This is a genomic window from Gammaproteobacteria bacterium, from assembly GCA_013696315.1.
In the GTDB taxonomy this organism is placed as follows: domain Bacteria; phylum Pseudomonadota; class Gammaproteobacteria; order JACCYU01; family JACCYU01; genus JACCYU01.
The window spans coordinates 1-9,893 of record JACCYU010000277.1 but is presented as its reverse complement, the minus strand read 5'-3'; the positions used below and the strand labels follow the sequence as shown (position 1 = coordinate 9,893).

Genomic DNA, 9,893 nt, shown 5'->3' with positions numbered 1-9,893 from the left:
CCTGCAGGCGGCGGCGCTCCAGTGCTTGCTGCTTGGTAACCTTGTTCATCGACCCCTCTCGTGTTGCGCCTAAAGGATCGGACCAATGCACACCAAAAAAGTTTACCCATTATTCAAGGCTCAGTAAGCTGGGGCACGATAGTTGCTCACTCATCTTGTCCTGAATCGCAGGGTAAGATCACCTTCAGCGCAGACAACAATCCGAATAATTTTCTCCTCACGAATTAATCCTTAAGGACCTGAAGACGATGACTGAAAGTAACAGCGCGCGCCGCGTGCTCGGTGGCCTGCCCGCGCCGATGGGTGCAACCTGGGACGGTGAAGGCACCAACTTCGCTATTTTTTCCGCGCACGCCGAAAAAGTGGAGCTGTGTCTTTTCCATCCGACCGGACATCACGAGGTCGAGCGCATCGTGTTGCCGGAATATACCAACGAGATCTGGCACGGCTATCTGCCGGAAGTCGGCCCGGGCACCTTGTACGGCTACCGCGTACACGGTCCTTACGATCCCGAAAACGGCCATCGATTCAACCCGAACAAGCTGCTGCTGGACCCTTACGCCAAGACCCTGGTGGGCGAACTGCAATGGTCGGAGGCGCATTTTGCCTACCAGCTTGACTCGCCGGACAAGGATCTCTCGTTCGACGAACGCGACAGCGCCCCGGGCATGCCCAAGTGTCAGGTGATTGACCCGTATTTCGACTGGACGGGCGACGTACGCCCGCACGTGCCATGGGCCAGGACAATTTTCTACGAAACCCACGTACGCGGCTATACCATGCTGCACCCTGCCGTGCCGCCGGAACTCAGAGGCAACTTCAAGGGGCTTGGCCAGCAGGCGGTGGTGGATTACATCAAGAGTCTTGGCATTACCTCGGTGGAGCTGTTGCCGATCCACGCCTTCGTGCAGGATCAGCATCTGGTAGACAAAGGGCTCAAGAATTACTGGGGGTACAACACCATTGCCTTCTTCGCGCCGGAGCAGCGCTACCTTGGACCGGAAGGCGTGGCCTCGTTCAAGCATATGGTTCGGCGCTTTCACGACGCGGGCATCGAGGTGATTCTGGACGTTGTCTACAACCACACCGCGGAAGGCAACGAACTGGGACCAACTTTAAGCTTCAAGGGCATCGATAATTTTTCCTATTACCGCACCCTGGCCGATCAGCGACGCTATTACATCAACGACACCGGCACCGGCAACACCGTCAACACCAGTCATCCGCGGGTGTTGCAGATGGTGATGGACAGCTTGCGCTACTGGGTTTTAGAGATGCACGTGGATGGTTTCCGCTTCGATCTCGGCACCATCCTCGGGCGCGAGAAGGACGGTTTCAACCCGCGCGGGGGTTTCTTCGACGCGGTGGGCCAGGACCCGGTGCTGGCGCATGTCAAACTGGTCGGCGAGCCCTGGGATATCGGCCCCGGCGGCTATCAGGTCGGCCGCTTTCCGCCAGGCTGGGCCGAATGGAACGGCAAGTATCGCGACACGGTGCGCGCGTACTGGAAAGGCGACGAGGGGCTGATCCCGGAATTCGCGACGAGAGTCACAGGCTCCGGCGACATGTACGACAAATTCGGCCGGCGTCCATGGTCCAGCGTCAATTTCATTACCGCGCACGATGGCTTCACCTTGAACGACCTGGTGTCGTATAACGAAAAACATAACGAAGCCAATGGCGAAAATAATCAGGACGGTAGCGACGATAATCAAAGCTGGAACTGCGGCGCCGAGGGGCCGACTGACGATGCCGAGATCAACGCATTGCGCACGCGGCAGAAGCGCAATTTTCTCGCCACCTTGTTTCTTTCCCACGGCACGCCGATGCTGCTGGCCGGCGACGAGTTCGGCCAGACCCAGGACGGCAATAACAACGTCTACTGTCAGGACAACGAAACAAGCTGGATGAAGTGGGCCGACATCGACGATGATGACCAGGCGCTCACCGAATTCGTGCGCCGTGCAATCAAGCTGCGCCGCACACAGCCGCTGCTGCATCGGGCCAGCTATCGCGACGGCATGGTCATCCGCTGGATCAATCCATCGGGCGACGAGCAGACGGACGAGCAGTGGCAGGACGCGGGGGTGCGCTGCATCGGTTTACTGCTGGACGGCAGCGAAATCCAGGACCCGGCGTTCGAGCGCAACGAGGGCGAACGCACGCTGTTGATCATATTCAATTCGTATCACGACACGGTCACCTTCAGTCTGCCGTCGAACGGCGATTCTACGGGCTGGCGTCGGCTGCTGGACACGCAGGATGGCGCGAACGCGGCGCAGGAGACCGGCCATAGCAGCGGCGAAGAGATCGATATTCCCGGGCGATCGCTGCTGTTGATGGCGGCATCGGCGTTGCCGTAACCGGCACGACAGTTCCGAGTGTTTTAACCCGCCCGAATCAGTACTATCCGGCGCGGAAGCGCGCCGGATAGAGATCGCTTGCGCCGTCGAGGTCGCCGGTTTGTGCATACGTCATCGGTGTGGCGCGCGGTTTGAGAATGGTGCCGTCGATCACTTCGCCTGTGATCAACACGTGGTCGCCCGTGCGGCGTGTGAACCGAAGCCTACAGTCGAAATACGCCAGCGCGTCCTCCAGCACCGGCGCGCCGGTGGTTCGGGGCCGCCACCTGATTGCCTCCAGCTTGTCCATATCCCGGGTGCTGTGCGTGCCGAGAAGACGCGCCATATCCATACTCCCCTGCTCCAGCACGTTCACCGAAAACACCTTGCCCGCCTTGATCAGAGAGTAAGAAAAATTATCCGGGTTGACGCTGAACCCCAACATCGGCGGCTTAAACGACAACTGCATCACCCATGCCGCCGTGAAGGCGCTGGTCTTGCCTTTGTGCGCGGCGCCGATCACGTACACGCCGGATGTGAGGGTGCGGAACAGAGTCGCCATGCGTTCGCTCATACGAAGTTCTCCAACGATGAACGGCCAAGTTTCATACCGATAATCGACAATGCGTTCATACCGATAATCGAAAATTCCCGACCGATCGGTGGATTGGTTGTCGCATCAGGCTAACCTCGATCCGTGCGGTACGCATACTTATTTCCCGCCCCTAACCTAGACCAGGCAACCGGCGGCGGTACTGCCCGCATTTCCATTGACGCCAACGGCGACGGCGATTTCACCGACTCCGGGGACAGAGTCATAAACGGTCAGTGGACGACGTTCTTCGACTGAACGCTGCCCGTTTCGCAGCTTAAGGGCGCGGGACGGGTTCGCGGCCAGCGGTATCCCGCCTTCATTGCAGGTCTCATCCGTGGTACCGTTTTCTATATAGCTGCCAGCTGGTTTTATCGAATCGGAAAATGGCACATGAGGAGCGCTTACGGCCGATCAGTCAAGTGTCCATCCGCCGGTATGGACGGTGGGTCATTCAACCCGTTCTATGGGCGAATTAATCGTGCTGTTGGAAAGTGCGTCGATCGAAATGGTTGCCGATGTGCGCCGATTTCCGGGTTCCCGCCGCAATCCGCAATTCAGCCAGCCGAATTTCAGCGAATCGCTCGAGCTTGCTGGCATAGACTATCTCGCCCTTCCTGAACTGGGCGGCCGACGCCGACCGCGGCCGGACTCGCCGCACACCGCGTGGCGCAATGCATCTTTTCGCGGCTATGCCGATTACATGAACACCGACGCTTTCCGCCAGGGCGCGGACCGCGTGATCGCGCTGGCCGGCCATCAGCGCACCGCGCTGATGTGCGCGGAAGCCGTCTGGTGGCGGTGTCATCGCGCGCTCATTGCCGACTATCTCAAAGTCCGCGGCCATGCCGTCGTCCATCTGCTGTCGCCAGTCCGGCATGACGCGCATCCTTACACGTCCGCCGCCAGCATCGTGAATGACCGCCTGAGTTACGCTGCGGGCACGGACTGAGCTGCCCGCCGCTGTCGGACCCGGCAACTTGCGGAGTCTCTGTTCCACGCCCCGATACATACGCCGCCCATCAAGCGTACTGCACATACAAAAACACGCCAAGGCCTGCTTTCCTCAATGCATCGTCGTGCGGCGGCGGTTAAACTTGCCCTGGGCGACACGGGCTATGCAAGCTGATACTGGCGGTGCCGAGGAGATTAAGTACCCATGAAATTTGTTGACGATATTCTGAATGCGAAAGGCCGCGACATCTGGTTCGTCCATCCGGACGCCACGGTGTTCGACGCGGTCAAGCTAATGTCGGAGAAAAGTATCGGCGCGCTGCTCGTGATGGAGGGCGAGTCGTTGCGCGGGATTATTACGGAGCGAGACTATGCGCGCAAAATCATCCTCGAAGGCAGATCATCGCGCCAGACGCCGGTGACCGACGTGATGACCAGAAGAGTCCTGTACGTCGGTCCCGACCGTCCGATCGGGGAGTGCATGGCGCTGATGACCACCAAAAGGGTCCGCCATCTGCCGGTCGTGAAAGACAAGCGCGTTGTCGGCCTGCTCTCTATCGGCGATCTGGTCAAAGCCATCATCGAAGAGCAGCAGGTCATGATCGATCAGCTACAGGAATACATTGCAGGGTAGTGGCGCCCTGTGCCGCGCAACTCGGAACCAGCCCGCGGTGACGCCTATCGACGCGATGGAGCCATCTGCCGACGGAATCTCAGATCGAGTAGCCGCGGCAAAGAGCAGGTAACGGCGAACGCGACCAGCATCGCCCCCCGGCTTTCTGCAGTACTGCGTTGCTTCTGTGCCCACGGGCACCTCGCAATCACGGCCGCCGGCCTGTCAAGTCGGGACTCATCGCCTATACTCTCGGTAGCGTTTCGCGACAGTGCGAAGCGGTGACCAGCGCCCATTGTGGCCCCACTCATAGCCTCAATGTCGTGGCAAATTCCGATAATCCTCAGGAGGACTGCATGTCTGCGCATATCAGTGAAACCCGGATCGTACGCGGGGCGTGTCCGCAGGACTGTCCCGACACCTGCGCGTTTCTGTATCACGTGGAGGACGGCAGGCTGGTGGAGGTGACCGGCGACCCGGATCATCCGATGACCCGCGGCGGGCTTTGCGTGAAGCTCAAGGATTATGCCGAGCATCACTACAACCCCGATCGCCTGCTGCATCCCCTGAAGCGGATCGGGCCGAAAGGCAGTGGGCAATTCGAGCAGATTTCTTATGACGCCGCGCTGGCCGAGATCAAGAAGCGCTGGACAGCAATCATCGACGAATACGGCTCGCAAGCCATCATGCCGCACGCTTACCTGGGCAATCAGGGCACCTTGAACGGATTGACCGCCGGCGATGCTTTTTTTAACCGGCTTGGCGCCACCATAGGAGAAAAGACTTACTGCGAGTCGGGTTCCTCCACCGGCTGGATAATGACCGTGGGCCCGACCGGCGGGCTCGATGTGGAAAGTCTAGCCTTTTCGAAATACATCATCGTCTGGGCGATGAATATGATGAGCACCAACCTGCACGCCTGGCCGTTCATCCTTGCGGCGAGAAAGAAAGGCGCCAAGGTGGTGGTGATCGACCCGATACGCACACGCACGGCCAAGCAGGCTGACTGGCACATCCAGATAAGACCCGGGACCGATGGCGCTCTGGCGCTGGGCATGATGAACGTGATCATCGACGAAGATCTGGTGGATCACGACTATGTGCAGAAGTACACGCTCGGCTTCGATGAATTAAAGGCGCGTGCCGCGCAATATCCTCCGGAAAAGGTCGCCGAGCTCACAGGTGTTCGAGCGGAAGATATTCGCAGGCTGGCGCGCGAATATGCCACGACCCAGCCTTCGGCCATCCGCGAAGGTGTAGCTCTTGAGCGCAGCCCGGGCGGCGGTGACGCAGTCCGCCTTGTAAGCTCATTGCCGGCAATCGTCGGCGCCTGGCGTCATGTCGGCGGCGGCGCCGTGGAGATGCCCATCTGGGAGTTCCCTTTCAATTTCGGCTTTATACAGCGGCCTGACTGGATAAAGCCGGGCACGCGCGTCGTCAATGAGCTCGACATGGGCACGGCGCTTAACGGTGAGATGAAACTCGATCCTCCCATCAAGTCCGTGTTCATCTATAACTCCAACCCGGTTTCTCAGCAGCAGAACGCAAACAAGCTCATCGAAGGCCTCCAGCGCGAGGATCTATTCACGGTGGTGAGCGAGCTCTTCATCACGGACACCGCGCGTTATGCCGATATCATCCTTCCGGCAGCCTTGCAGGCCGAGCAATATGACCTGCAGGTGACGTGGGGCCATCTGTACGTAATGCTCAACCAGCCGGCCATCGAAGCGCCTGGTGAATGCGTACCTAACATCGACATGTTCCGCCGTCTCGCGAAGACCATGGGCTTTGATGACGAGTATTGGGGTTTGACGGATGACGAATGGCTCTCGCAGGCTTACGACTGGGATTCTCCGGCGATGCGGGGCATCACGTTAGAGAAGCTCAAAGAGGTGGGTTGGATGCGGCTCAATGTCGGTGAGCCTGACCAACGGGCGCCGCACGCTGAAGGTAACTTCAAAACACCCTCGGGAAAATGCGAGTTCAAGGCCAGCGCCGCGGCGAATGGAAACTTTGTTGTACCCGTGTGGCGCTCGGGCTATGAGGAAATGCAACCCGGTGATCCGGTCGATCCCGTACCGGACTATATTCCGCCAACCGAGACGACAGATAAAACACTCGCCAAACGTTACCCCATCAGCCTGATTTCTCCCAAGCCACATGCGTTCCTGAATTCGCAATACGCAAATGAGCCCGTGCAACAGCGCCGTCAAGGCGAACAGATTGTTGTCATTCACACAAGGGATGCTGCAACTCGCAACATCAGGACGGGTGACTACGTCCGGGTGTTCAACGATCGTGGCGCATTCGAAGGCAAAGCTGAAGTCAGCGAGGACGTGCTGGAAGGATTAGCCGCGGCCAGTCTGGGTTACTGGTTGAGCCTGAATCGCGGTGGCTCGGCAGTCAATGCAACAACTTCGTCGGTACATTGTAATTTAGGCAGAGCGGGCTCGCAGGCAGATAATCTGGTTCAAATCGCAAAAGCTTGAGAGTAACTGCGCTAGCGGCGACCGTCCCTGCATAGCTTTGCAGTGGCTCCCGTGAGCACGCAATCCACGCAGGCTAAAACGCCGGCGTCGTGGCCGGATTGCGCATAACGCATATCGGCCATTGGCCCTGCCTCACCGCAGAGGCACGGCGGTGAATTAAACTACACCGCGCAACGGCGACCGCCTCTTCCGTTTAGCAAAACACGATACGCATAAAATTGGCCTTGGTGCGCCCGAGACTAGACAAAAAGCTGGACGATCGCATTCATCGGACTGTTCGTGTTCAACCTCCCGCTACCCTGGCGCCGTGGTCGCAATCGATGTGCGAACTGCCGCCACACCTGATCGCGGCGCAGTTGATGCCGCCGAACCCTATCCGTTGATGCGGAGATGGGAGAACCCTCCGCCTGCGGCAACGGCTCTTACCAATCAAGCCCGGCTGTGGTGGGCATGTTTATTGAAACAAACCGCCTCGTACGCTCACGAACGATCGACCCTATAAAACATAAGGAGAACACATGACACCTGTCGCTTTTATCGGGCTGGGCGCGATGGGCTCGCGTATGGCCGCCGCGCTGCTAGCCGCAGGCTTTCCATTGACGGTCTACAACCGCAATCCGGAGCGTGCGCGGCCACTGGAGGCAAAAGGCGCCGCGCGCGCCGACTCCCCGCGCGAGGCCGCTGCCCAGGCGGATATCGTCATCAGCATGGTGACGGACGAACACGCCTCGCGCTCCGTGTGGCTGGATGACAAGCGCGGCGCGATTCATGGCTTGCGCGCCGGCGCTGTCGCGATCGAATCGAGCACGCTCACACCCGCATGGGCCCGGACGCTTGCCGGGGAAATGACTCGCCGCGATGTGGCGTTTCTCGATGCGCCGGTGGCCGGTACGCGGCCGCAGGCCGAAGCGCATCAACTGATTCATCTGGTGGGCGGCGAGGCGCGCGCACTCGAACGGGCGCGCGAGGTGCTGGCCACCATGAGCAGCGCGATTCATCATGTCGGTGCGGCGGGCAACGGCATGCTCATGAAACTCGCGGTCAATGCAATTCTGGGTATCCAGACGGCGGCTATCGCGGAGGCGCTGACCATGCTGGGCAAAGCCGGCGTCGATCCGGAGAAGGCGCTGGAAATCCTGGCCGCGCTGCCGATCGCCAGCCCGGCGATGATGCGCGCCGGCGGCCTGATGGCCGCGCGCAACTTTGCGCCGAACTTCCCGATCGATCTGGTACAGAAAGACTTTGCGTATCTGTTGAAGACCACCGACAGCGTCAATATGCCGGCGCCGCTGGCGACGGCCGTGCAGGCGCTATGTGCGCGCGCAAACCAGGCCGGGCTCGGAGACGAGGATATTGCGGCCATCGCGCGGGTGTACGACATGCGACTAACCGATGAAGATCGCGAAGGACAGCCTGCGCCGGGCTGAGCAGCCTGTATCCTCGAGCCTGTTATGTAACCCCTGATCAATTCTCCCTTGTCATTTCGACCGTAGGGAGAAAACCTTGTCTCGACCAACGGGAGAGATCTTCGCCAAGATCCCTCCCGGTGTTCGGGACGGCAAAGGCGGACTTCTCGCTTGGCTCGAAATGACAGGTTGTTCAGAGCCTCCTTTTTCTTGCGCGCGACCATGAAAACTGAAAAAGAAAGAATGCTCGCCGGTGAACTTTACGATCCGCTCGATCATCTGCTCTGCGCTGAGCGCCGGCATGCGCGTGATCTCTTGCAGACGTTTAACGAAACGCGTGAAGTGGAGCAGGACAGACGTGCAGCGATTATCCGCGATTTGTTTTGCACAGAAACCAACATCTGGATACAACCGCCATTTTTCTGCGACTACGGAACGAACATCCACGTTGGCGAGAAAGTGTTTTTCAGCTTCAACTGCGTGGTGCTGGACGTGATGCCGGTGACCATCGACAGCTATACGCTGTTCGGTCCGGCCGTGCAGGTTTACACCGCGATGCACCCGCTGGACCCGATGCAGCGGCGCGCCGGACTGGAATTCGCAAAACCCGTCAAGATCGGACGCGACGTGTGGATCGGCGGCGGCGCGATCATCTGTCCCGGTGTGCGCATCGGCGACGGGTCCGTTATCGGCGCCGGCAGCGTGGTGACGCGGGACATCCCGGAAGCCGTGCTGGCCGCCGGCAACCCGTGCCGCGTGTTACGGACGCTGGTCGAATAGTCTGCGGGCGAAGAGGCGCGCAATCGTGTCTGCCGAGCCCTTCTACTCCGCCGTGCTCACGTGTCATCCGTCCGCGCCTTGCCGCGTGGTTCAGGACGTGACCGCGCGCCTGCAAAGCGCGCGGGGCGGTGCACTGGCGGTTGGTTTTCTGCTGCAAGGCGATCTCAGGCGATTGCGTATTCCGTCGCCTGCCCGGCCGCTACCTACCGATCGCTTATGGACGCACACCTGTTTCGAGGTGTTCGTTGGTCCGCAAGGACAATCAGCATATTACGAATTCAACGTGTCGCCGTCGGGTGCATGGGCCGCGTATGCGTTTTGTGGCTATCGCGACTCCATACCTCCGATGCGACGCAACCAGCGCCTCTTATTCAATCAAGACAGACAGACGATACTTTGGTGCTGAATACCACACTCGCACTGAACAATCTGCCCCTGATCACGCCGCATACGCCGTTGTTAAACGGCCTCTCCGCGGTGATCGAAGACGAAAGCGGCGCGCTCTCATACTGGGCTTTGAAACACGCGCGCGGTAAACCCGATTTTCATCACGCCGATGCCTTCGCGCTGACGCTGCCGGTCATCAAGAGTTGAGCATCATAAACAGAGGTATCCTCAACTATTTATGCTACTATTCCTACTCTTTATAACAAGGAGAAATAGTTATGGTTGCTATCGATGTCGATTTTGAGGTGTTTAAGGAACTAACCGCGCGAC

8 protein-coding genes are annotated in these 9,893 nt (G+C 59.2%); 7 read left to right on the top strand and 1 reads right to left on the bottom strand.

The window, feature by feature from the left end; all coding sequences use genetic code 11:
• Positions 1–248: 248 nt before the first annotated feature.
• Positions 249–2,363 (top strand): glycogen debranching protein GlgX, encoded by a 2,115-nt coding sequence (gene glgX / locus H0V34_15510; GenBank protein MBA2493023.1) that lies wholly within the window; start codon positions 249–251, stop codon positions 2,361–2,363.
• Between the two features lie 43 nt (positions 2,364–2,406).
• Here the strand turns inward: glgX and H0V34_15505 are convergent, their stop codons facing one another.
• Positions 2,407–2,916, bottom strand: a complete 510-nt coding sequence (locus H0V34_15505) for a flavin reductase (GenBank protein MBA2493022.1) — start codon at positions 2,914–2,916, stop codon at positions 2,407–2,409.
• A gap of 484 nt (positions 2,917–3,400) precedes the next feature.
• Here H0V34_15505 and H0V34_15500 point away from each other — a divergent pair, with 484 nt between their 5' ends.
• The 6 genes from H0V34_15500 (at position 3,401) to H0V34_15475 (ending at position 9,770) form a co-directional block, all read left to right on the top strand.
• On the top strand, positions 3,401–3,886 hold the full coding sequence (locus tag H0V34_15500) for a DUF488 domain-containing protein (protein ID MBA2493021.1): 486 nt from the start codon (positions 3,401–3,403) through the stop codon (positions 3,884–3,886).
• 207 nt (positions 3,887–4,093) lie between these two features.
• Positions 4,094–4,522, top strand: a complete 429-nt coding sequence (locus H0V34_15495; protein ID MBA2493020.1) for a CBS domain-containing protein — start codon at positions 4,094–4,096, stop codon at positions 4,520–4,522.
• Positions 4,523–4,857: 335 nt separating this feature from the next.
• The gene (locus H0V34_15490; protein MBA2493019.1) at positions 4,858–6,990 is read left to right on the top strand and encodes a molybdopterin-dependent oxidoreductase; all 2,133 of its coding nucleotides are present in this window, start codon (positions 4,858–4,860) and stop codon (positions 6,988–6,990) included.
• 518 nt (positions 6,991–7,508) lie between these two features.
• A complete protein-coding gene (locus tag H0V34_15485; GenBank protein MBA2493018.1) occupies positions 7,509–8,417 on the top strand; it encodes an NAD(P)-dependent oxidoreductase in 909 nt (302 codons plus the stop codon).
• A 201-nt stretch (positions 8,418–8,618) separates the two neighbouring features.
• The gene (locus H0V34_15480; protein ID MBA2493017.1) at positions 8,619–9,176 is read left to right on the top strand and encodes a sugar O-acetyltransferase; all 558 of its coding nucleotides are present in this window, start codon (positions 8,619–8,621) and stop codon (positions 9,174–9,176) included.
• 399 nt (positions 9,177–9,575) lie between these two features.
• A complete protein-coding gene (locus tag H0V34_15475) occupies positions 9,576–9,770 on the top strand; it encodes a hypothetical protein (GenBank protein MBA2493016.1) in 195 nt (64 codons plus the stop codon).
• Positions 9,771–9,893: the final 123 nt, after the last annotated feature.